The sequence below is a fragment of the Rhizobium sp. BR 250 genome (assembly GCF_047445855.1).
Classification (GTDB): Bacteria; Pseudomonadota; Alphaproteobacteria; order Rhizobiales; family Rhizobiaceae; genus Agrobacterium; species Agrobacterium tumefaciens_I.
Window position 1 is genome coordinate 75177 of record NZ_JARWKW010000012.1, and the last position, 23346, is coordinate 98522.

Genomic DNA, 23346 nt, shown 5'->3' on the forward strand with positions numbered 1-23346 from the left:
CCGTCTGGAGAGAAAGGGCGGTGCGGCAAAGGAGCCGCACCGGATCTTGCTTCACTTGACGGCGCGAATGGCTTCCCAGTCGGCCTTGTCGTAACCGAAGTCCTCGAACTTCACTTTTTCGATGACGTTCTTTTCGAAGTCGGCCTTGTCGACTTCAGCGACGGTCAGGCCGCGCTTCTTGAAGTCTTCGACGAGGCTCTTCTCGCGTCCCTCGATGGTCTTGGTGGTGCGCTCGGCGGCCTGCTGCATGACCTCGGTGAAGATTTTCTTGTCGTCATCCGAAAGCTGCGACCACAGGTTTTTCGAGACCACCGTGTTGAGATGGTCGACGATGTGGCCGGTCAGGACGATGTTCTTCTGCACTTCGAAGAATTTCTTCGCCTCGATGGTGGTCAGCGGGTTTTCCTGCGCATCGACGGTGCCGTTCTGCAGCGCCAGATAGACTTCCGCGAAGGCGATCGGCGTGGTGTTGGCGCCGCAGGCGCGCGGCATGGCAAGATAGGCCGGCACATCGGGAACGCGCATCTTCAGCCCCGCCATGTCGGCGCAGGCGGCAATCGGCTTGTTGGATGTGGTGTGGCGCGTTCCGTAATAGCTGACGGCGGCGATGTGGTTGCCGGTCTTGTCTTCATAACCCTTAGCGAGACGCTTGAAGATATCGCTCTTGGTATAGGAGATGAGGTGGCTCGGATCGCGGAAGATATAGGGGAAATAGGTGACGCCGATGGGCTTGAAGTCACGCGCGGCGAAGCTCGAACCGGAAATGATGATATCCACGGTGCCGATCTTCAGGCCCTGGTTGATATCGGCTTCCTTGCCGAGCTGCGAGGCCGGGAAGACATCGATCTTGTAGCGGCCGTCCGTCCGTTTGGCGATTTCTTCCGCGGCCCAGACCGAATCCGTGTGGAACGGCTCGGAGGTTTCGTAGACATGGGCCCATTTCAGCGTGGTCTGCGCCTGCGCCGCCAGGGCGGAAAGCAGGATGGCGGCTGTTGCACCCATCAAAGTCGACAATCTGATTTTCATTCTTAACTCCTCCCGAATTAAAGCCAGATGTGTTGTTTTTTCCGTCGCCGGTCGCGGCAACGGTCACTCTTCTCCGATCGTTTCCTCCCCGAAACTCTCGGAAAATCTCTTTTGCGACAGCGTCAGATGCTGCCGCATCGCCTCGCGGGCCCCTTCCGGGTCGTTGGCGGCAATGGCGTCGCGGATCGCTCGATGTTCCTGCACGGCAAGGTTCCAGGTGTGCGGACCCTCGAAATAGCTGGCGAGCTTTTCGAAAAAGGGTGACAGGCTGCGCTCGTCATAGATCAGGCCGGTGAAGCGATTGAGCGCCGAATTGCCGATGATATCGGCGATGGCGGTGTGGAAGGCCCGGTCGAAATTGAGCGCCTGCGGCGAGCTGTTGAGCGCGCCAGCCATGCGTTCGATGATATCATCGAGTTTGGCGATGCATTCGGGCGTGGCAAGCCGTGCCGCCTCTTCGGCAATCGCGCTCTCGATGATGCAGCGCGCCTGCAGGATTTCGAACGGCCCATGCGCATCCGGCACCGGCGGCTTTTCCTTGGCCTGCTTGCCGGCAGCGCTGACGTAAACGCCCGAACCCATGCGGATATGGATATGGCCTTCCACTTCCAGAACGATCAGGGCTTCACGAACGGTCGGGCGCGATACGCCAAAGCGCTCCGCAAGGTCCCGTTCCGCCGGCAGGCGCTGACCCTCGGTCAGCTCCCCGCTTTCGATGAGCAAGCGAATTTGCTCCGCGACCAGCCGGTAAAGGCGGCGCGGCTCCAGAGCCACAAACATGATTTCCCTCCCAGCGCGAAAGTCTCCCCCGATCGCGCAAGCGGTAAGATGGTCTTACCAATTTCATTAGGGCGCATTTATGCGACGCTGTCAATTAGCCGTTTCGGAAAAGTCTTTGGGCTATGCCTGAGGGCGGTTCAGCGGGTCGGTGGTCGCCGGCCGCTCTTCAGACTTTGCTGCTTGTCAGCTTCAGGCCGCCATTCTTATCAGCCACCACATCCAGCTCACCGTAACCACCGATGGAAAGATGCGGTGTTTCGATCGGGTGGGAATGGGTCACGTTGATAACCACCACCGCAGCCCCCATGCGTTCGCCGGCCTGAATACCTGCGGGCGCATCCTCGAAGACGACGCAACGTTCCGGCGCAACGCCCAGCCTTTCGGCGGCCTTCCGGTAACCTTCGGGGTCTGGCTTGCCGTTGACCACATCGTCTGCACAGATCATGACGGGTGGCGGCGTAATACCGGCCGCAGCAAGCCGGCGCTCAGCCAGTTCGCGCACGGCGGAGGTGACGATGGCCCACTTTCCCGCCGGCAAAGAGGCAAGAAAAGCTGCCGCACCCGGTATCTGAATGATGCCTTCCACATCATCCATCTCGGCGCGCAGTATCATATCGGCCTCGGCATCCACATCGAGACCGGGAACGGCCTCGCGGCGGATCACCTCGGAAGCCCGCATGCCGTGAATGCGCTGCAGGAAGGCATTCGGCTCGATGCCGTTTGCAACGGCCCATTCCCGCCAGACCCGCTCGACGACGGCGATCGAATTGACCAGCGTTCCATCCATGTCGAACAGGAAGGCCGCAAAATCTTGCGAAAAAATCTGGTTCTGCGGCGGGATTTTGCTGTGCATCTCATTCTTCCGTTGGAACTGTCGGGACAGACTGTATCTACAGTATCGGAAGACATAACGGAATCGCTTTTCCACCCCGGAATCGATGGCCGGCTCAAGGCGGGTCGGAAATGTTGTGCCAGAATCGGACGTGTCGGGATCGTAGCGAGTCGAGCGGAAGGGGCAGGGGAGGCGGAAGAGGCGTGCGACGCCGCGGGGACGTCAGCCTGCAGCAAGGATGACGTGTCACTATAGGCATTCACAGAGGGCAGAACATCGTCAAATCAAAAGGTAGCGGAAGTTTTTGAAAGTTCCGCGTGAGGATGCTCGCGAATGGAATTTTCTTAACGGTTTCCCCTCTTTGGGACTGGCGTTAACCATTTGTTAACCATATTCGAGGTACCTAATTGTCAACGATTTGTTTACCAAGATGACCAAAGTGCTAACAGACCAGCGTTCGATCCGTATCAAAGGCCGCTCCTTCCTCGCAGTCGTCCTGTCCCCCGAATCTCCGGTCGATCAGTGGCTGGAAAGGCTCGATGACCTGGCCGCCCGATCGGCCGGTTTCTTCCTGTCGCGTCCGGTGGTTCTGGATGTGTCGGAGCTGTCGCTCGACAAGGCGGGGCTGAAGGAGCTGCTGGCGGCGCTGACCGAACGCAATGTCGGCATCATGGGCATCGAGGGTGTTCGCCCTTCGATGATAGAGCCGGGCATGCCGCCGTCGCTGAAGGGCGGCAAGCCCGCTTCCGATGTCGAGGTGGAGCCGGTTACCGTCGCTGCCGAATTGCCGGAAGAAAAGCCGCGCGCTTCGGGTGAGGTTCGCGCCGTGGTGCAGTCGCTGGTCATTAATGAGCCGGTGCGCTCTGGCCAGTCGATCATGTTCCCGGAAGGCGACGTCACCGTCATCGGTTCGGTCGCTTCGGGGGCGGAAATCATCGCCGGCGGTTCGGTGCATATTTACGGCGCGCTGCGCGGACGGGCCATGGCCGGTTCGCTCGGCAATGTCTCGGCACGCATCTTCTGCCGCAAGCTGGAAGCGGAGCTGTTGGCCATCGATGGCGTCTACAAGGTCGCCGAGGACATTGACGACAAGCTGCGTGGCCAGCCCGTTCAGCTCTGGCTGGAAAACGATACGATCAAGGCCGCGAAACTCGGCTGATAACAGATAAACACACAGGAACAGGAGAGAGCCATATGGGGAAGGTAGTCGTTGTAACTTCCGGCAAGGGCGGGGTCGGCAAGACCACCTCGACCGCAGCGCTTGGCGCCGCATTGGCGCAGAACAAAGAGAAGGTCGTGGTTGTCGATTTCGATGTCGGCCTGCGCAATCTCGATCTCGTCATGGGTGCTGAACGCCGCGTGGTTTACGATCTCGTCAACGTCATCCAGGGCGATGCCAAGCTGACGCAGGCGCTGATCCGCGACAAGCGCCTCGAGACGCTGTTCCTCCTGCCGGCCTCGCAGACGCGCGACAAGGACAATCTGACGCCGGAAGGTGTCGAATGGGTCATCAACGAGTTGAAGAAACACTTCGACTGGGTGATCTGCGACAGCCCGGCCGGTATCGAGCGCGGCGCGACGCTGGCCATGCGCCATGCGGATGTGGCCGTCGTCGTGACCAACCCGGAAGTCTCTTCGGTACGTGATAGCGACCGTATCATCGGCCTGCTCGATTCCAAGACGCTGAAGGCTGAACGCGGCGAGCGCATGGAAAAGCACCTGCTCCTGACGCGTTACGATTCCGCCCGCGCCGAACGTGGCGACATGCTGAAGGTGGACGACGTTCTGGAAATCCTCTCCATCCCGCTGCTCGGTATCATTCCGGAAAGCACGGATGTACTGCGCGCCTCGAACGTCGGTGCGCCCGTCACGCTGGCGGATGCCCGTTGCGCGCCGGCCATGGCCTATTTTGACGCCGCCCGTCGCCTCTCCGGCGAGGAAATTCCGGTCGTCATCCCGGGTGAGAAGCGTGGCATCTTCTCCAAGATCTTCGCAAGGAGGGCTGCATGAGCATCTTCAGTCTTTTCCGCAAACAGAAGTCGGCACCGCTTGCGCGCGAACGCCTGCAGGTGCTGCTCGCCCACGAAAGGGCGTCGTCGGGCTCCGATCTCGTCGCCATCCTCAGGGAAGAAATTCTCGGCGTCATCGCCAAACATGTGCAGATCGACAATGACCGGGTGCATGTGAAGATGGATCGCGACGAACATGTCTCCATCCTGGAGATCGATGTCGAAATCCCGCTGGGCGCCGATCTGCGCGCTGCGTGAGGTCTTCGATGAAGGACGCCGCCCGCTACCGGGCGGCGCCAAACTGTCGGCGAAGTGAGAGCGATGTGATTAGATCCCTGGGACAAGCCCAAGGGATGACGTCGAGTGTGAGGGCAAGCCTACTCATTACACTCACGCTTGCCGCCGTTTCCTATTCCGCCGTGGTATCCACGGGTCTTCGAAACGCCTCGGCCAGATCGCCGGGCAGGGGACGCTGGAGGTTCATCCCGTTTGGCGGGATCGGCTTGTTGAACCATTTGTCGTAAATTTCCTCGATTTCGCCGCTGGCGTAGATTTGCTTCAGCGCTTCATTGACCGCATCCCGGAAACCGGTATCGCCGTGCCGCAGCATCAGGCCATAGGGCTGTGGCGGCGCGAGATATTCGTTCGAGATGACATAATCTCCCGGTCTGCCGGTCTCGGCGACGAAGGATCGCAGGAGGATATCGTCCATGACGAAAGCCGATGCGCGGTTTTCCGTCACCATGTCGAAACCGCCTTCCGTGCTGTCATTTTGCAGAACGGCGATGTTCAGTCCCAATTTGCGATTGAGCACATTCAACTGGCTGATATTGATGGTTCCCGTCGTCACGACCACGGTGCGGCCGGCAAGATCGGCGACGGTGTTCAGACCGCTGGATTTCAGCGCGACATAACGGGTGCCGGTGATGAAATGGCTGTAGGAGAACCACACGGCCTTGCGCCGTTCCTCCGTATTTGTGCTCGCCACGCATTCCATGTCCATCGTGCCGTCATTGAGAAGCATGATGCGGTTGCTGGGCGTGCGCTTGACGAACTCGACCTTCAGTTCCGGCAGGCCGAGTTTCTTCTTGATGGAATCCGCTACCTTCAGGCACAGCTCGATGCTGTAGCCGATCGGCTCCGGGCCGGTGCCCAGATAGGAAAACGGAATATTCCGGTCGCCATAGCCGAGCCGGATGGTGCCGGTTCTGGCAATGGTTTCCAGTGTCGGCGGTTGGGCATCATTGCTGACCGCAGGGGCCGGCAGAAGACTTAAAAAAACAGGCAAAAGCCACAATGTCGATCTCTGCATCGCGCATCTCCAGCCAAAATAATCCATCAAAACATTTTCATGAAAATCAATGCGGGTTGGCGCCCAGCGCTCTCAGTCCTGGTATTCGCTCGGGTTTTCGTAGGCCTGTTTCAAAGAGGCGGCCATCGGCAGGTTCAGATTCATGCCGTTTGGCGGAATGGGTTTGGTGAACCATTTCTCATAAAGCCCGTGGATGGCGGGTCCGGTGAAGATATGCCGAAGGCTTTCATTGACCGCCGCCTTGAATGCCGGGTCGTTGCGCCGGAAAACCAGACCATAGGGTTCGGGCGCGCTCAGCGTTTCTTCCGAGAGCGCATAGAGGTTCGGGTTCTCCGATGTTGCCGCCAGCGCGGCGAGCAATATGCCATCCATGACGAAGGCGGATGCCTTGCCGGAAACGACGAGTTCGAAGGCCTCCTCATTGGTCTTTGTCGGCATCACCGAGATATTGAGGTTCTTTGCCCGGTTCACCGCATTGAGCTGCTCGATATTGACGGTGCCGGAGGCGGATGTGACGGATCGGCCGGCGAGATCTGCGAGGTTTTTCAGATTGTCCTGCCTGCGGGAGAGAAACTGCGTTGCGGTCATGAAGTTGGGATAGGAGAAATCGACGATCTTGCGGCGTTCGCTATTATTGGTCGTTGCTGCGCATTCAATGTCGATCTGGCCGCTGCGAACGAGAATGAAGCGGGTGGCGGGCGTCGCCTTGACATATTCAAGTTCGAGCCTCTCGAGCTTCAGCTGCCTGCGAATATCGTCGCTGATCGCCCGGCAGAGATCGGTTGAGAAACCGGTGACTTCGCCACTCGGCAATTGATAGGAAAAGGGAGGCTCGGCCTCGCGGTAGCCGATACGGATTTTTGCGGTCCTGGCGATCTGCTGAAGCGTATCGACTTCACCGGCGGCCTGTAGCGGGGTGATGGGGGCAAAGCATGTGAGGAAAAGGCAAAATACTGAAAGGCGCATTTCATGTCCTCTTGGCCGGCGGCCGGTTTCTCAAATGGCTTTTTGTGGGGGGCAATAGGTTTCCTGTGTCGGCCGGACGATATCGCTGAATTCATCTTTCCCGATCGGGGCGATGACGGCGCGGTTTTTGAGAATCCGGGCAAGCGGTGCGGGCTGGGCAAAATAATAACCCTGCGCTTCGTCGCACCCGGAAAGCTTGAGCGCTTCGAGCTGCTCCAGGTCTTCCACACCCTCGGCAGTGACCTTCAGGCCAATCTGTTCTGCCATATCGATGATGGTGTTGACGATGGCCGAACACATCGGATTGGCCGGCAGGCCGGAGACGAATTCGCGGTCGATCTTGATCTTGTCGAAGGCGACATGGGTCAGCGTGCTGAGCCCGGCATAACCCGTGCCGAAATCGTCGAGCGCGAGGCGGACGCCCCTTTCCTTCAGCAGCTTCAAAGCTCTCGCACTGCTGTCGCGTTCCAGCATGGCGGTTTCCGTCACTTCCAGTTCAAGTCGCTCCGCCGGGAAACCGGATTTCTCGAGCGCCCGGTCGACTATCGGGACGATGTCGTCATTGCAGAGCTGAACGGCGGATAGATTGACGGCGAGCCGAATATCTTTCGGCCACGTCATCGCGTCCATGCAGGCCTGTGCCAGAACCCATTCGCCCAACGGCTTGATGAAGTTGTTTTCTTCGGCAAGTGCGATGAAGCGATCGGGCGAGATGAGGCCGAGCTTGCCATGCCGCCAGCGAGCCAGCGCTTCATAAGCGACGATGCGGCCGCTCTGCAGATTGACCACGGGTTGGTAATGCAGCTCGAATTCGTGGTTTTCGAGCGCGGATTTCATGTCTATTTCCAGCGCATGCTTGTGCTGCACCGCCATGTCCATGCCCGGTTCATAAAACACAAAATAACCGCAGCCCATGGATTTCGCCCGGTAAAGGCCGAGATCGGCATGTTGCAAAAGCTGCGTGGCGGACGTGCCATGGCCCGGTGCGCAGGCAATGCCGATGCTGGTATCGATGCTGATGTCGCTGCCTTCCAGGCTGAAACTGCGCGAGACGGCATGCACCACCCGCGCGGCCAGCATAGCCGCATCGCTCTCGCAGTCACCGTTTGTCGCTTGTATGATCGCGAACTCGTCCCCGCCGAGGCGGCTCACCATGTCGTTTTCACCGAGGACGGAAGAAATCCGCGAGGCCACGGCCACCAGCAGGGCATCACCGGCAGCGTGCCCGAGCGTATCATTGACGGCCTTGAATCGGTCGAGATCGAGCAGCATGACATTGAAAGGCTGGCCCGATGCGGAAAGATGTTCGAGCCGGTTTTCCAGCGTCTTCATCAGCAGCACGCGGTTGGGCAGCCCGGTCAGCGCATCATGATGGGCCATGTGCTCCAGTTGCTGCGCCATGTCGCGTATCTGCCGCAGGCGCCCGCGTTCCAGAACCGCCTCGCGCAGTGTTTCGATGGCGGTGGCCATGTCGCCGATCTCGTCCCGCCGCTCCTGAAACGGCGTAGCGACATCGGTTTCCTCGCGGGCGATCCGGAGCGTCGCCTGCACCAGTGCCGGGACCGGTTTGAGGAAATGCCTTGCGATAACCGTTACCAGCACGCCGGTAACGGTCAGCACCACGATCAATGCGGCGAGCGAATTGTAGATCAGCTTGCGCTGCGCGCCATAAAGCGCGTCCGAACCGCCGATGCTGACGGCGACGGCGCCGATCGGCTTCTTCGTTTCCGTGCTGATGATCGGCAGCAGGCCGATATAATGGCTGGATTCGCCGATGGTCGCAAAACCGGTGGAAAAGCGCGCGGCGACCGCATCTCTGGAAAAGATCGGATCGGTGGCAAGCGGTTTTTCATCGTCATCGGTGGCGTTGTCGAAGGCGGCCGCAATCTGCCGGAAGCCGGAATCGGCCTCGTCATAACGGAAAAGCCAGACCGCATTTTTGGTCTGCGCGCCGATAAGCGCGAGAACGTCGCTGGGATTGAAGCCGGTGACGAGAATGGATTCGTCATCACCGATCGGCTTGTCGGTCAATATGCCGTTGACCTGTCCGTCGGTATCGGCCGTGACGCTGACATAGGTATAGATGCTGCGCAGCGTGGCGCTGGCGATCTGTGAATTGACGCGGGCCTGGTTGAGCCATTGTTCGCTCGCCGCGGCAACGAACATGTACCAGCCGACGAGCGCGCCGATGCTGTAGGAAAAGATCACGCCGCCGAGGAATATCAGGGTTATCTTGCTGGCGAGCGAGCGCCGTCGCGAAAACCGGCCTGTTTCCGGTTGCGTCGTTGAGCGAAGCGTGTGGCCCGGTTCAACCTGTCTATCCCCGCGATAGGCAGTCTCTTCCATTCGCGATAGTCCCCCGCGATGTCGCGTTATAATTGTTTTATGGAATTTTATAGGGCATGCATTTCAATGGTGTCTGCTAAATAATTCAACAAAGTTTAGATGCGATTAAGAATTAATCCGTCTTTTTATAGTCGTAGCTTATATAAGAAACTGCGACGCTACACCTCCGGTTGAAAAAATCATGGATTGAAGACGGTTGCGATGCCCGCAGCCCAAAACGTCACGATCTCCTCGCCGGATCATCAAAGGCGTGGTGACTGGCCTTGCCAATCCGCCGCCAAACGGCATGTTGTGCGTAACACGCCGTTTTCAGGGAAGATATCATGGCATACAGGGGCAAAAACATCGCGCAGCTTTCCGTTCTCATCCAGAGCGGCCATCTCGATCCGCGTACCTTGGCGGAAGAGACGCTCGACATGATCCGGGAAGAGGATGATCAGGCGATCTTTGTCGGGTTGATGGCGGAGCGGGCCATGGCGGAGGCGGAAGCGGCTTCGAAACGCATTCGCGAGGGCCGTTCCTGCGGCGTGCTCGATGGTATTCCGGTGGCGTGGAAAGACCTCTTCGATCTTGAGGGCATGGCGACCACGGCCGGATCGACGGTGCTGGCGGAGAATGCTGCGGCATCTCGCGACGCGGATGTGGTAACGGCGCTGCAACAGGCGGGCATGGTCTCCATCGGCCGCACCAATATGAGCGAATTCGCTTTTTCCGGCCTCGGCATCAATCCGCATTACGGTACACCGCGCAACCCCGCTTCCACGGATGGCCACCGTCTGCCCGGCGGCTCTTCCTCCGGCGCGGGTGTGGCCGTGGCCGCTGGTCTGGTGCCGGTGGCGATCGGCACGGATACCGGCGGATCGGTACGCATTCCCGCCGCCTTCAATGGCGTGGTGGGTTACAAGGCAAGCCGCGGCCGTTATTCGATGCGTGGTGTTTTTCCGCTGGCAAAAAGCCTCGATTCGCTCGGGCCTCTCACCCGCACCGTGCAGGACGCCGTCTGGGTGGATGCCGCCATGCGCGGCAGGACGGCAGCCGATTTGCAGCATGCATCTCTCTCCGGCCTGTCACTGGTGGTGCCGGAAACGGTGTTTTTCGATGGTATTGAGGCGGGTGTCGCGGCCGCCTTCGAGCAGGCCGTGGAACGGCTGGCGCGTGCCGGCGCCTCGGTGCGGCGGCAGGCATTTCCGGTCTTTTCGGAATTGTTCGATCTCATCAAGGAAAAGGGGGCGCTGGTAACGGCGGAAGCCTTCGCCTTGCATAAAGCCCGGCTGGAAGGTGCGGATGCCGCACGCATGGACCCGCGCGTTGTTGCCCGAACAAGGCTCGGCGCGAATATCTCAATGGCTGACTATATCGCCATTCTCGAGGCGCGCGAACGCATGACGGCAGCGTTTTCCGGCATGATCGGCAGGGATGAGCTTCTGGTTTCGCCGACTTTGCCGCATGTCGCGGCCAAGGTGGCGCCGCTGCTTCAGGATGACGACGCCTTTTTTGCCATGAATGCCAAGACCTTGCGCAACACCCAGATCGGCAATTTCCTGGATCACTGCGGCGTGTCGATCCCCTGTGGGACAGGCGAGGCGGGTATGCCGGTCGGCCTGCTGCTTTCCGGGCTGCATGGGACGGATGATCGCGTTCTGGGTGTGGCGATGGCTGCGGAGGAGATCGTGCGGGGCTGAGACGGGGGCTGTAGCTCACCCCACGAGTTCGTGAAAACCTCTCCTCCGTCATTCTCGGGACAAGCCCGAGGATGACGTCGAGTGAGCGGATAGCGCTTTGGTAAAGGCTGTCGCTCCGATAACCTCACCGTGCCGCCCAGTTGGCGCCGCGGCGGAACATGGTCTTCATCTGCGGCACGGAAAATTCCTTGGCCTGATGGCCGAGTGCCGAATAAAAGACGCGGCCCTTGCCGTATTTGCGCTTCCAGACCACCGGCATCACAACACCGTCGATCCACCAGGCATGGTCGCCGGTGAATTTCGTTGTCGCCAGAACCTCGTTCGACGGATCGATATGCATGTAATATTGTTCCGACGTATAGGGAAAATCGGAAATGCCCTGCATCAACGGATCATCCGGCCGGGTGATATTGACCGTGTAATCGATGATATTGCCGGGATGCGCGACCCATTGGCCGCCGATCATGAACTGATATTCCACGCATTCGCGGAAACTGTCGCCTGCGCCGCCGTGGAAGCCGGCAATGCCGACGCCGTTCTCGACGGCGGCCGTCAGGTTCTTGATTTCTTCCTTCTCGATCTTCGACATGGTGACGATCGGCACCACGAGGCTGAGATCATGCACGGAAGGATCGGCAAAGGCTTCCGTGCTATGCTCGACATAGACCTTGAACCCGTCTTCCTCCAGTATGTCCTTGACGATGGTGGCGCATTCCTGTGGCTCATGGCCGCTCCAGCCGCCCCAGACGATGAGTGCTTCGCGCATTTATTTCCTCCTCAGGATTATTTGCCGAGCTGGCCGTCGACCAGCGATGTTTCAAGCGGAGCAGGGCGCTCCACCTTGGTGGTGATGGAAACGGTGGTGCCGCTGTCCGATGCCGTCTGGAAGGCTTCCATGACCTCCAGCACATGCAGGGCAAGATCGCCATTGGCGCGGTGAGGGCGATTCTCGCGGATGGCATGGGCCATGTCCGCCACGCCGATGGAGCGGTAATTGCCGTCGGCATAGGGGGATGACAGCGTCTGTGGTTCGAACTGGCCGCCCTTTTTCAGCAATTGCACCTCGCCGCCGAAGTGGTTGGGATCGGGCACGATCAGCGTGCCTTCCGTGCCGTAGATTTCCAGCGGCACATGTTTATGGCCGGCAACATCGAAGCTCATTCCCACCTGCACCACGGCGCCATTCTCAAAAGCCAGAACGCCGGAGACATGGGTCGCGACATGGACCGGGACTTTCTCGCCGTTTTTCGGTTCGCTGGTGATGAGGCGCTCATTGCGCGGTGCAATGGCAAAACCCGCCACCTTGGCGACCGGGCCGAACAGATTGACGAGATCGGTGATGTAATAGGGGCCCATATCCAGCATCGGCCCGCCCCCAACCTCGTAATAGAAAGCAGGATTGGGGTGCCAGCGCTCATGGCCGGGGCACATGAAGGTGGCCGTTCCGCCGACCGGCTGGCCAAGCACGCCCTCGTCGATCAGCCGGCGTGCGGTCTGGTGGCCGCCACCGAGGAATGTATCGGGGGCCGAGCCGATGCGCAGGCCCTTCGCTTTTGCGGCATCCGCAAGACGTTTGCCTTCAGTGAAATTGATGCCCAGCGGTTTTTCCGAATAGGCATGTTTACCGGCATCCAGCGCCCGCAGACCCACTTCCACATGCGCCTTGGGGATTGTCAGGTTGACTATGATTTCCACCGAAGGGTCAGAAAGAAGCGCGTCGACGCTCGTTGCCTGAAGGCCAAATTCTGCGGCGCGGGCCTTCGCCACCTCCTCGTTCATATCCGCAAGACCGCGAATATCGAAAATCGGAAACGAGGCCATGGCCTTGAGATAGGCGCTGGAGATGTTGCCGCAGCCGATGATGCCGATACCGACCTTTTTCATGTGATTCCTCCCGTAAATCAGAAATGCCGAATCCCGTGCTCAACCTTGTGGGCTAAAGCGCCGGTCCCGTGGTGTTCCATGGCGATTCGTAAAGTTCATAAAGCGCGACGGCCGCAGCCCCCTGCGCCCATAATTCGTCGCTCGCAACGTCGAAAACCAGTTCCGCGACACCGGCCAGCGAGGGCGGTACGGCAGCGTTGTAGCTGTCGCGAATGCTGGTGATGAATGGCTCGCCCAGTTCAAGGCTGGAGCCGGTGATGATGACCCGTGGTGGCGCAAACAGCGTGACGATATTGGCAAGTGTCAGGCCAAGCGCAGCTCCGGCGCGCAAAGCGGCCGCGATAAGATCGTGGTCTTCCGCCGCAATCAGCGCATGGGCATGCTGCATGCCGCGACCGAGCCGGATCGCCTCGGCAAAACGCCCGTCCGCCGGGCGCGAGCCCAAAATGGCATTTTCACCCGCCTGGCTCGCCAGCCGCACCGTGCCCTCATTGGCAAGGCCGATGACGAGGTCGCCGAGATTGTGGCTGAGGCCGCCCGCGCCGCGGAAGAGCTGGTTCTGATGCAGCACGCCAAGTCCGAGCGTCTGTTCGAGCGAAATCAGCACCATGTCTTCCAGATCGCGCGCATGGCCGAACCAATGATGGGCGAGCGTGATGGCGTGTGCGTCGCTTTCGATGATGGTTGGCGAATTCAGCCGCGCCGTCATTTCCTCGGCGAAATTGACGTTCACCTCCCGCAGGATCGGGCTGCTGCGGATCTTGCCCGTGCGATGCTCGATGACGCCGGGCAGGCCGAGACAGACCATGTCCACGTCCTCAAGCGAAAAACCGGCATCGACGACGCAGCGGCGCACCCCGTCCTCCACCAGATCTGCGATGACGCCGATCGGCTGGCGATCGACGCGGATCGGCAGGGAAAGGGTAGACAGCACATTGCCGCAAAAATCGGTGACGACGAAGACCATGCGGTTCGCGGCGATCTTGGCGCCCACCACGCGGGCGGCATCCGGGTTTAGCTCCAGCATCACGCGCGGTCTGCCGCGTGCGCCTTCCGTCCGGATATCGCCGATATGGCGGGTGAGGATAAGCCCGTCATCCAGCAGCGAAGCGGTGATTGCCGAAACGGTCGTGGTGGAGAGCTGTGTTCTTTCGCTGATTTCCACCCGCGAGATTGGCCCATGGCGGCGGATGCTGTCCAGCACGCTCAGCCTGTTGATCGCGCGCATCAATTCGGGGTCTGCGGTCTTCATGAGGTCCTGCTGCGATCGGGTGCGATCTAAAACGAATTTATATCGGATTGCGGATTAAATAACGTCTCTCGGGAGGGGTGTGTCAAGCCATTCGCGTAAAAAATCGGCGCGCCGCCTTGACATCGGGCAGGGTGTGGGGTGAATTAATCCGCATTGGGGAATAAATGGTGAGGAACCCCAGGGAGGATCACGATCATGACGATTTGGCACGCAGGCGCAAGCCTGAGCGGCAGGCGGATTGCCTTTGCCGCAACGACAAGCATTGCTCTCATGCTCGGCGCCGCAAGCGCCTCGGCCGCGACGGTCGTAAAATGGATGCATGTGGAATTGGACCCCAAATCCGTGGCCGTCTGGGAGGAGATTGCCAAGGAATATGAGGCCAAGCACCCCGATGTCGATATTCAGCTGCAGTTCCTCGAAAACGAGGCATTCAAGGCAAAGTTGCCGACGCTGCTGCAATCCAACGACGTGCCGGATTTCTTCTACAGCTGGGGCGGCGGCGTCCTTGAGGAACAGTCCAAGACCGGCGCGTTGAAGGATCTGACCGAGGTTTTCGATGCCGACGGCGGCAAGCTGCGTCAGGCCTATAATGCATCGGCCATCGATGGCCTGTCTTTTGACGGCAAGGCCTGGGCCGTGCCTTATCGCGTCAGCCTCGTCAGCTTCTTTTATAACAAGGCGCTGTTTGCCAAGGCCGGTGTGAAGGCGGAAGACATCAAGACCTGGGCCGATTTCAGCGCCACGGTCAAGAAGATCAAGGAAGCGGGCATCGTGCCGATCGCCGGTGGCGGCGGTGAGAAATGGCCGATCCATTTCTATTGGAGCTATCTCGTCATGCGCAATGGCGGGCAGGCCGTTTTCGATGCCGCGCGCAAGGGAGAAGGCGAAGGCTTCATGGACCCGGCCATCATCAAGGCGGGTGAGCAGCTGGCCGAGTTCGGCAAGCTCGAACCCTTCCAGCCTGGTTATCTCGGCTCCACCTGGCCACAGGCGCTCGGCGTCTTCGGCGACGGCAAGGCCGCCATTATTCTCGGCTTCGACAATACTGAAGCCAACCAGCGCAAGAATGCCGGCGACGGCAAGGGTCTCGCCCCTGAAAATATCGGTCGTTTCGCTTTCCCGGTCGTTGAAGGCGGTGCCGGCAAGGCCACCGATACGCTGGGCGGGTTGAACGGCTGGGCGGTCACCAAGAATGCTTCCAAGGAAGCGATCGATTTCGCAACCTTCCTGACCAGCAAGGCAAGCGAAGAGAAGATGGCGACCGCCGGCATGATCCTGCCGGTTGCGACGGGTGCTGCCGGTGCGGTGAAGAACCCGCTGCTCGCGGATTCCGCCAAGCAGCTTGCCGCCTCTACCTGGCACCAGAATTTCTTCGACCAGACACTGGGTGCCGCCGTTGGCCGCGTCGTCAACGATATTTCGGTCGAGATCGTGTCCGGCCAGATGACCGCGGAAGAAGGTGCCCAGCAGATTCAGGACGCATTCGAACTGCGCTGATCTGACGATTTCCATGGTGGCGCCGCCGAACATGCGGCGCCGCTTATCTGCCTCAATGAAAGCGGATAGAGATGACGGATATTTCCATGACTTCTGCGTCCATACCGGCGCGCGGCGCGACAAAGACCAGGCGCAAGCAAAGTTCGGTCGCGCATGACCGGGCGCTGACCCTGCTGGTGTTTCTGCCTCCGGCGCTGCTGCTTTTTACCCTGTTCGTCATCCTGCCCATGGGCGAGGCGGCGTGGTACAGCCTTTACCGCTGGAACGGTTACGGCACGCCGACCGATTTTGTGGGTTTGAAGAATTTCCAGGTCCTGTTCGGCAATGCCGCCTTCTCGCAGGCCCTGATCAATAACGGCCTGATCATCCTTATCTCGATCCTGATCCAGATTCCGCTGGCGATCTGGCTTGCCATGATGCTGGCGCACCGTATTCCCGGCGTCGTCGCCTTCCGGCTGGTGTTTTTTCTACCCTATGTTCTGGCTGACGTCGCGGCAGGTCTGATCTGGCGTTTCGTTTATGATGGCGATTACGGTCTCTTCGCCGCCATCTCCAATTTCTTCGGCTTCGCCAATCCTTACGTGCTGGCCGACAAGGATGTGGCGATCTATGCCGTGCTCGGTGTCATCGTCTGGAAATATTTCGGTTTCCACATGATGCTGTTCATCGCCGGCCTTCAATCCGTCGACAAGAACGTGCTGGAAGCGGCCGAAATCGACGGCGCGTCCGGCTGGCAGAAATTCCGTTACGTTACGCTGCCGATGCTCGGCTCCACGGTGCGCCTTTCCGTGTTTTTTGCGGTCATCGGCTCGCTGCAGCTGTTCGACATGATCATGCCGCTTACCGGCGGTGGCCCGTCCAACTCCACGCAGACCATGGTCACCTTCCTCTACACCTACGGCGTCATGCGCATGCAGGTGGGGCTTGGCAGTGCGGTCGGCGTCGTTCTCTTCGTCATCTGCGTGACGCTCGCCTTCGGTTACAAAAGGATTTTCATGCGCCATGACTGACACATCCACTTCCGTCCGCATGCCGCTGCAAACCAAGCTTTATCTTTATATATCGCTGAGCCTGATTGCGGCCATCGTGCTCATCCCGCTTCTGACGACGGCGCTCGGCGGCTTCAAGACGCTGGGAGACCTGCGCGTCAACCCCTTCGGCATTCCGGCCGAATGGCAATGGGCCAATTACGGGGACATTCTGCTCGGCAAACGCTACTGGCTGCAGATATTCAATTCTCTGGTCATCGCGCTGTTGACGGTGTTCCTGACGCTCACCGTCTCGGCTATGGCGGCCTTCACCTTCGCGCATGTGAAGTTCTTCGGCTCGTCCTTCCTGCTCAATTATTTCCTGCTGGGGCTGATGTTCCCGGCGGCCACCGCCATCCTGCCGCTGTTCATCCGCATTCGCGATCTCGGCCTGCTCGATACCTATTGGGGCGTGGTTCTGCCGCAGGTGGCCTTCGGGCTTGGCATGAGCATCCTTCTGTTCCGCAATTATTTCCGTAATCTGCCGGACGAGCTGTTCCAGGCGGCCTTCGTGGATGGCTGCGGTTATCTGCGCTTCTTCTGGCATATTTCCGTGCCGCTTTCGCGGCCGATCGTGGCGACCGTCGGCATCGTCTCCTTCGTCGGCAGCTGGAACAGCTACATCCTGCCGCTCATCATGCTGAATTCGGAATCGAAATATCCCTGGCCGCTCGGCATCATGGTTTATCGCGGCGAATTCGGCACGGAATGGCAGCTCGTGCTCGCCTTCATCACGCTGACGATCCTGCCGACCGTTATCGTCTTTTTCCTCGCACAGAAACACATCATCGCGGGCCTGACGGCCGGTGCCGTCAAATCGTGACGTGAAAGGAGCAAAACATGGCTTCCGTCGAACTTAGGGATATCCGCAAGTCCTATGCCGCGCTCGATGTCATTCACGGCATCTCGCTTGATATTACGGACGGTGAATTCATCGCGCTGGTCGGGCCTTCCGGCTGCGGCAAGTCCACGTTGCTGCGCATGATCGCCGGGCTGGAGGAAATCACCGATGGGGATATTCTCATCGGCGACAAGGTGGTCAATGGCATGACCCCGCGCGAACGCAACATCGCCATGGTGTTCCAGTCCTATGCGCTTTATCCGCATATGACGGTGGCCGAAAACATGGGCTTCAACCTGAAGCTTGCCGGCCAGCCGAAAAACGTCATCGAAGAGCGCGTGGCGGAAGCCGCCCGCATGCTCGATCTCGGCAAGCTTCTGGATCGCAAGCCCTCGCAGCTTTCCGGCGGCCAGCGCCAGCGTGTCGCCATGGGCCGCGCGGTGGTGCGCAATCCGGCGGTCTTCCTGTTCGATGAGCCGCTGTCCAACCTCGATGCGAAGCTGCGTGTACAGATGCGCAGTGAAATCAAGGCTCTGCACCAGAAGGTCGGTACGACCTCCATCTATGTCACCCATGACCAGATCGAAGCCATGACGCTGGCAGACCGGGTGGTGGTGCTCAATCACGGTCGTATCGAACAGCAGGGTACACCGCTCGAGCTTTACAAGACACCTGCCAATCTCTTCGTCGCCGCCTTCATTGGTTCGCCCGCCATGAACCTCATCGAAGGCGTGGTCGATGGCGAGGGCGACCAGCCGGCCGCCCGGCTGAAGGATGGAACCGCGATCCGCATTGCGGCTTCCAGAAAGGTCAAACGTGGCCAGCCGGTGACGATTGGCTTGAGACCGGAACATATCGGCTCGACCATCGGCGGTGATATTTCGCTATCCGGCAGGACGCTGCTGGTGGAGCCGACGGGCGCGCAGACGCATGTGGTCTTTGAACTGGCGGGTGATCAGGTGACGGCGGTGGTGAATGGCGAGCAACCGGTGAAGGTCAATACGCCCTTTGCCGCCACCGTGCATCATGAACGTGTGCATGTCTTCGACAGGGCCAGCGGCCTGGCGCTTTAAGCGCCACGCGCATTTTTAATGAAGTGCGAAAATTCTTTTGTCCCTCCGCTTTTGGGGCTTGTTTGAAAATCACGAGCGGTTAGCTTGGCGCTGGAGAAAAAAGCGGGTTACCGCGCAACTGTATCGATGCAGGAGGAGATTTTTATGAGAACGATCAAGGGGCCGGGTCTTTTTCTCGGCCAGTTTGCCGGTGATGTTGCCCCCTTCAACAGCTGGGATGCAATCACCAAATGGGCGGCGGAAAAAGGCTATGTCGGCGTTCAGGTGCCAAGCTGGGCAGGCCAGCTGATCGATCTCAAAAAAGCGGCGGAATCGAAGGATTATTGCGATGAATTCGCCGGCGTGGCGCGCCAGAACGGCGTGGAGGTGACTGAGCTCTCCACCCACTTGCAGGGCCAGCTCGTTGCCGTTCATCCCGCTTATGACGAGGCCTTTGACGGTTTTGCCGCACCGGAAGTGCGCGGTAATCCCAAGGCGCGCCAGCAATGGGCGGTGGAGCAGGTGAAGCTTGCGCTGAAAGCCTCGAGAAATCTCGGCATCAAGGCGCATGCGACATTCTCCGGAGCGCTTGCCTGGCCGTTCGTCTACCCGTGGCCGCAGCGCCCGGCCGGTCTGGTGGAAACCGCCTTTGACGAACTGGCGAAACGCTGGACGCCGATCCTTGATTATGCCGACGAGCAGGGTGTGGATGTCTGTTACGAAATCCATCCGGGCGAAGATCTGCATGACGGCGTCACCTTCGAGATGTTCCTGGAACGGGTGAAGAACCATCCCCGCGCCAACATGCTCTATGACCCCTCGCACTACGTGCTGCAATGCCTTGATTATCTTGACAATATCGACATCTACAAGGATCGCATCAAGATGTTCCACGTCAAGGATGCGGAGTTCAATCCGACCGGACGGCAGGGCGTTTACGGCGGGTATCAGGGCTGGGTGAACCGGGCCGGTCGTTTCCGCTCGCTGGGCGACGGGCAGGTTGATTTCGGTGCGATCTTCTCGAAAATGGCGGCCAATGATTTCGACGGCTGGGCCGTGGTCGAGTGGGAATGCGCGCTGAAACACCCTGAAGATGGCGCGCGCGAAGGTGCCGAATTCGTCAAGGCGCATATCATCCGCGTCACGGAAAAAGCCTTTGACGATTTCGCATCTGGTGGCACCGACGATGCGGCCAACCGCCGTATGCTTGGGCTTTGAAAGCATTTCAGGGGAGATATTATGGCTATTGAAGGAAAGACAACCGACGGGGCGAACAAGCGGATTCGCCTTGGTATGGTCGGCGGTGGTTCGGGCGCATTTATCGGTGGCGTTCACCGCATGGCGGCGCGGCTCGACAATCGCTTCGATCTTGTGGCCGGGGCCTTATCCTCGACACCAGAAAAATCCCTTGCTTCCGGCCGTGAGCTGGGGCTCGACCCTGAGCGTTGCTACGGTTCGTTCGAAGAAATGGCCGAAAAGGAAGCGCTGCGGGAGGATGGTATCGAGGCGGTGGCGATCGTCACGCCCAACCATGTGCATTATCCCGCTGCAAAGGCTTTTCTGGAGCGTGGCATCCATGTCATCTGCGACAAGCCGCTGACCTCCAATCTGGAAGACGCGAAAAAGCTGAAGGACGTGGCCGACAAGGCCGATGCGCTGTTCATCCTGACGCATAACTACACCGGTTATCCGATGGTGCGACATGCGCGCGAGCTGGTGGAGGCCGGTGAACTCGGCACCATCCGTCTGGTGCAGATGGAATATCCGCAGGACTGGTTGACGGAAGCGGTGGAACAGACCGGCGCGAAACAGGCGGTCTGGCGCACCGATCCGGCCCAATCCGGCGTTGGCGGTTCCACCGGCGATATCGGCACCCATGCCTATAATCTCGGCTGTTTCATTTCCGGTCTGGAAGCGGATGAACTGGCAGCGGATGTGCACACCTTCGTCGAAGGCCGCCGCCTGGATGACAATGCCCATGTGATGATGCGCTTCAAGCCGAAGGGCGGCAAGCAGGCCGCCAAGGGCATGCTTTGGTGCAGCCAGGTGGCGGTTGGCCATGAAAACGGGCTGAAGATCCGTATTTATGGTGACAAGGCCGGTATCGAGTGGACGCAGGCCGACCCGAATTACCTGTGGTTCACGAAGCTCGGCGAACCGAAGCAGTTGATCACCCGCGGCGGTGCCGGGGCAGGAGCCGCCGCAGCGCGGGTTACCCGCATTCCCTCCGGCCATCCGGAAGGATATCTGGAAGCCTTCGCCACCATCTATACCGAGGCGGCGCATGCCATCGAGGCGCGCCGCACCGGTTCGGCGCTGGACAAGGCGGTCATCTATCCGACGGTGGACGACGGCGTAAAAGGTGTCGCCTTCGTCACGGCCTGCATCGAATCCGGCAAGAAGAATGGCGGATGGGTGAAGCTGTAAAACGACATTGCCGCGTCTTTCTTCTCCCCGCCGGGGAGAAGGTGGCCCGAAGGGTCGGATGAGGGGGCAACGCTAGCGACATGCGGAAAGCTTGCCCCCTCATCCCGCTGCCGCGACCTTCGCCCCCTCGGGGAGAAGAAGCAAGCGGCATCCGCTTGCTTCCTTTGTCATCGCTCAGTTCTGCTCGGGATGGATCGCAGTCGGAAGCTGGCGGCTATGGCGTACGCCTCCGCGCTCCAGAGCCCGGTCTGCTGCCATCTGACGGCGACATCAATTAACGCGTGTCGACTGCGGCTGCGTCCGCTCTGTCACCGGGCAACCATCCTCGATCTTGGTCCAGGATGACACGTTGAGCTTCATCTCGCAGCGCGCGAGATAAGAAACGCCATCGACCTTCAGGCAGGATGTCTGGCCGAGTTCGAACATGGTGCCGCGATTACGGCATTTGCAATTATGGGCATCCGCCAAAGCGGGGCTAAGGGCCATGATCAGGCCGGGTACGAGCACTCCAAGACGCATGGCTGAGGCTCCCAAAGATATGTCGCTAATTTATACCTGTCGGGCGGCATAGTCAAAACGGCCCCTGCCTGGTGACGCGCGCGACCGGGCGGGAGAGCCGGCCCGAAGGCTTCCGCTTTCAGCCGATCAAAATCGCCCTGATATCATTGACATTCGTCAGGGTCGGACCGGTCACGACAAGATCGCCCGCCGCCTTGAAGGCGGTATAGCTGTCGTGGTTCACCAGCGACTGGCGCGGATCGGCACCGGCGGCGCGCATGCGCGCCAGCGTATCCGGCGTCACCACGGCACCCGCCGCATCTTCTACACCGTCTATGCCGTCGCTATCGCCGGCAATCGCCCATATGTCGGCTGCGCCTTTCAGTGTCAGCGCGAGGCTTAACAGGAACTCCGTGTTGCGGCCGCCCTTACCGGCTGGTCCCTTGCCAATCGTGACGGTGGTTTCGCCGCCGGAAAGCAACACGGCCGGGCCTTTGACCGGCAGACCCTTGCGGCTGGCGGAAAGCGCGATGCCGGCCATGACGGCACCCACATCCCTGGATTCGCCTTCGAGGGAATCCCCGAGGATCAGTGGCGTAAGGCCGAGCTTTACGGCCTCATCCGCCGCGGCCTGCAGCGCAAGCGAGGGCGCCGCGATCATCCTGACATCCTCTTCGATATCACCGGTCTTTGGGGTCTCCTCACCTTTTTCCAGCACGCTGCGCACGGTTTCGGGAAGATCGAGCGCATACCGGGCGACGATTTCGCGCACGGTCGCTATATCACTCGGATCGGCAACCGTCGGGCCGGAGGCGATTTCGGAGGGGTCGTCACCCGGCACGTCGGAAATCAGCAGCGAGACCACCTTCGCCGGTTTGGCAGCCAGCGCCAACCGTCCGCCCTTGATGCGGGAGAGGTGTTTGCGCACTGCATTCATCTCGGAAATCGTCGCGCCGCTGGCCAGAAGGGCACGATTGACGGCCATCTTGTCGGCAAGCGTCATGCCTTCGGCGGGGGCGACCATCAGCGCGGAACCACCGCCGGAAATCAGTGCGATCACCATGTCGTCGTCGGTGAGCCCTTCGACTGCGGCGAGAATGCGTTTGGCCGCCTCTGCGCTCTTGTCATCAGGTACGGGATGCGAGGCCTCGATGATCTCGATACGGGAGGTTGGGACCGCATGGCCATAACGCGTCACCACCACACCCGAGAGATCGACATGCGGCCATGCCGCTTCCAGTGCTGCGGCCATGGCGGCCGATGCCTTGCCGGCCCCAACCACCACGCAGCGCCCCTTGGGCGGGGAGGGAAGATGCTGTTGCAACACCTTCGCCGGATCAGCGCTTGCGACTGCCGCCATGAATATCCGGTTGAGGGCGTCTTTGGCTTGGCTATCGTTCCATGCGGTCATCGGTTCATACTCCAATCCAGAGCGCGCCAAGCGCCAAAAGGGCGGGCAGCGCCTGAATGAACAGGATCTTCATAGCATTGGCGGTAACGGCGCCGAAAATACCGGCCACCAACACACACAGCAGGAAAAACACCTTGAAGCTCAGCCCTTCATCGCCCTGTGCGAGCCCATAGATCAGCCCGGCCGCCAGAAACCCGTTATAAAGCCCCTGATTGGCGGCGAGCACTTTCGTCTGCCGGGCAAAATCCGCTGAAAGACCGAAGGCCTTGCGGCCGGCCGGCTTTTCCCACAGCAGCATTTCCAGAATGATGATGTAGATATGGATGGCCGCAACCACGGCAATTAGAATGCTGGCGATCATCGGCAGGCTCCTCCAAACCATGATGCCCCCGCCGCGTTTTTTACGGCGAACGGACAATTCCGTTTTAACGGTGGGACGAAGAGCTGCAAGGCCAGAATCTCCTCTTCCCGTGCAAACTGTTGAAGAGCGGCAGCTCGTTGCT

Annotated in this window: 22 protein-coding genes; 10 read left to right on the forward strand and 12 right to left on the reverse strand. The window is 59.7% G+C overall.

The features are described from left to right. Positions 1-51: 51 nt before the first annotated feature. The 3 genes from QD336_RS18775 to QD336_RS18785 form a co-directional block, all read right to left on the reverse strand. On the reverse strand, positions 52-1026 hold the full coding sequence (locus tag QD336_RS18775; protein WP_269342958.1) for a sialic acid TRAP transporter substrate-binding protein SiaP: 975 nt from the start codon (positions 1024-1026) through the stop codon (positions 52-54). Between the two features lie 63 nt (positions 1027-1089). Continuing rightward, on the reverse strand, positions 1090-1806 hold the full coding sequence (locus QD336_RS18780; RefSeq protein ID WP_448735804.1) for a FadR/GntR family transcriptional regulator: 717 nt from the start codon (positions 1804-1806) through the stop codon (positions 1090-1092). A 166-nt stretch (positions 1807-1972) separates the two neighbouring features. Further along, on the reverse strand, positions 1973-2659 hold the full coding sequence (locus QD336_RS18785; protein WP_499171719.1) for an HAD family hydrolase: 687 nt from the start codon (positions 2657-2659) through the stop codon (positions 1973-1975). Positions 2660-3068: 409 nt separating this feature from the next. Here QD336_RS18785 and minC point away from each other — a divergent pair, with 409 nt between their 5' ends. From minC to minE, 3 genes are read left to right on the forward strand one after another with little or no spacing between them, the layout of a single operon-like run. After that, positions 3069-3797, forward strand: a complete 729-nt coding sequence (gene minC, locus QD336_RS18790) for a septum site-determining protein MinC (RefSeq protein ID WP_269342962.1) — start codon at positions 3069-3071, stop codon at positions 3795-3797. 35 nt (positions 3798-3832) lie between these two features. After that, on the forward strand, positions 3833-4648 hold the full coding sequence (gene minD, locus QD336_RS18795) for a septum site-determining protein MinD (RefSeq protein WP_269342963.1): 816 nt from the start codon (positions 3833-3835) through the stop codon (positions 4646-4648). Next, positions 4645-4905 (forward strand): cell division topological specificity factor MinE, encoded by a 261-nt coding sequence (gene minE / locus QD336_RS18800; RefSeq protein WP_020809474.1) that lies wholly within the window; start codon positions 4645-4647, stop codon positions 4903-4905. The genes minD and minE overlap by 4 nt, the downstream gene beginning before the upstream one ends. Positions 4906-5056: 151 nt before the next feature. Here the strand turns inward: minE and QD336_RS18805 are convergent, their stop codons facing one another. The 3 genes from QD336_RS18805 to QD336_RS18815 form a co-directional block, all read right to left on the reverse strand. Further along, positions 5057-5959, reverse strand: coding sequence for an amino acid ABC transporter substrate-binding protein (locus QD336_RS18805; RefSeq protein ID WP_499171720.1), 903 nt, complete (start codon positions 5957-5959; stop codon positions 5057-5059). Positions 5960-6031: 72 nt separating this feature from the next. Further along, positions 6032-6925, reverse strand: a complete 894-nt coding sequence (locus tag QD336_RS18810) for an amino acid ABC transporter substrate-binding protein (protein WP_499171721.1) — start codon at positions 6923-6925, stop codon at positions 6032-6034. Between the two features lie 30 nt (positions 6926-6955). Further along, positions 6956-9271: an EAL domain-containing protein gene (locus QD336_RS18815; RefSeq protein WP_499171722.1), complete on the reverse strand. Its 2316-nt coding sequence runs from the start codon at positions 9269-9271 to the stop codon at positions 6956-6958. Between the two features lie 323 nt (positions 9272-9594). Here QD336_RS18815 and QD336_RS18820 point away from each other — a divergent pair, with 323 nt between their 5' ends. After that, entirely contained in the window at positions 9595-10953 is a 1359-nt protein-coding gene (locus tag QD336_RS18820; protein ID WP_499171723.1) for an amidase, read from the forward strand. Between the two features lie 124 nt (positions 10954-11077). On the opposite strand, the gene QD336_RS18825 is transcribed toward QD336_RS18820, so the two are convergent. From QD336_RS18825 to QD336_RS18835, 3 genes are read right to left on the reverse strand one after another with little or no spacing between them, the layout of a single operon-like run. Beyond that, the gene (locus QD336_RS18825; RefSeq protein ID WP_499171724.1) at positions 11078-11719 is read right to left on the reverse strand and encodes a ThuA domain-containing protein; all 642 of its coding nucleotides are present in this window, start codon (positions 11717-11719) and stop codon (positions 11078-11080) included. 17 nt (positions 11720-11736) lie between these two features. Further along, positions 11737-12837 (reverse strand): Gfo/Idh/MocA family protein, encoded by a 1101-nt coding sequence (locus tag QD336_RS18830; protein ID WP_499171725.1) that lies wholly within the window; start codon positions 12835-12837, stop codon positions 11737-11739. Between the two features lie 52 nt (positions 12838-12889). Next, a complete protein-coding gene (locus QD336_RS18835) occupies positions 12890-14089 on the reverse strand; it encodes an ROK family transcriptional regulator (protein WP_269342976.1) in 1200 nt (399 codons plus the stop codon). A 195-nt stretch (positions 14090-14284) separates the two neighbouring features. Here QD336_RS18835 and QD336_RS18840 point away from each other — a divergent pair, with 195 nt between their 5' ends. The 6 genes from QD336_RS18840 (at position 14285) to QD336_RS18865 (ending at position 20934) form a co-directional block, all read left to right on the forward strand. Then, a complete protein-coding gene (locus tag QD336_RS18840) occupies positions 14285-15586 on the forward strand; it encodes an ABC transporter substrate-binding protein (protein WP_499171726.1) in 1302 nt (433 codons plus the stop codon). 71 nt (positions 15587-15657) lie between these two features. After that, entirely contained in the window at positions 15658-16596 is a 939-nt protein-coding gene (locus tag QD336_RS18845) for a carbohydrate ABC transporter permease (RefSeq protein ID WP_269342979.1), read from the forward strand. After that, entirely contained in the window at positions 16589-17437 is an 849-nt protein-coding gene (locus QD336_RS18850) for a carbohydrate ABC transporter permease (RefSeq protein WP_022563716.1), read from the forward strand. The genes QD336_RS18845 and QD336_RS18850 overlap by 8 nt, the downstream gene beginning before the upstream one ends. 17 nt (positions 17438-17454) lie before the next feature. Further along, the gene (locus QD336_RS18855) at positions 17455-18528 is read left to right on the forward strand and encodes an ABC transporter ATP-binding protein (RefSeq protein ID WP_499171727.1); all 1074 of its coding nucleotides are present in this window, start codon (positions 17455-17457) and stop codon (positions 18526-18528) included. 144 nt (positions 18529-18672) lie between these two features. Continuing rightward, positions 18673-19725 carry a sugar phosphate isomerase/epimerase family protein gene (locus QD336_RS18860; protein ID WP_269342984.1) on the forward strand — a complete coding sequence of 351 codons (1053 nt, stop codon included), beginning with the start codon at positions 18673-18675 and terminating at the stop codon, positions 19723-19725. A gap of 21 nt (positions 19726-19746) precedes the next feature. After that, positions 19747-20934 (forward strand): Gfo/Idh/MocA family protein, encoded by a 1188-nt coding sequence (locus QD336_RS18865; RefSeq protein WP_499171728.1) that lies wholly within the window; start codon positions 19747-19749, stop codon positions 20932-20934. A gap of 270 nt (positions 20935-21204) precedes the next feature. Here QD336_RS18865 and QD336_RS18870 read toward each other — a convergent pair whose 3' ends face one another. The 3 genes from QD336_RS18870 to QD336_RS18880 form a co-directional block, all read right to left on the reverse strand. Continuing rightward, positions 21205-21453 (reverse strand): hypothetical protein, encoded by a 249-nt coding sequence (locus tag QD336_RS18870; RefSeq protein ID WP_269342986.1) that lies wholly within the window; start codon positions 21451-21453, stop codon positions 21205-21207. 118 nt (positions 21454-21571) lie between these two features. Further along, positions 21572-22843: a glycerate kinase type-2 family protein gene (locus QD336_RS18875; protein WP_499171730.1), complete on the reverse strand. Its 1272-nt coding sequence runs from the start codon at positions 22841-22843 to the stop codon at positions 21572-21574. A gap of 4 nt (positions 22844-22847) precedes the next feature. Next, entirely contained in the window at positions 22848-23204 is a 357-nt protein-coding gene (locus tag QD336_RS18880; protein ID WP_499171731.1) for a DUF1304 domain-containing protein, read from the reverse strand. Positions 23205-23346 lie beyond the last annotated feature (142 nt).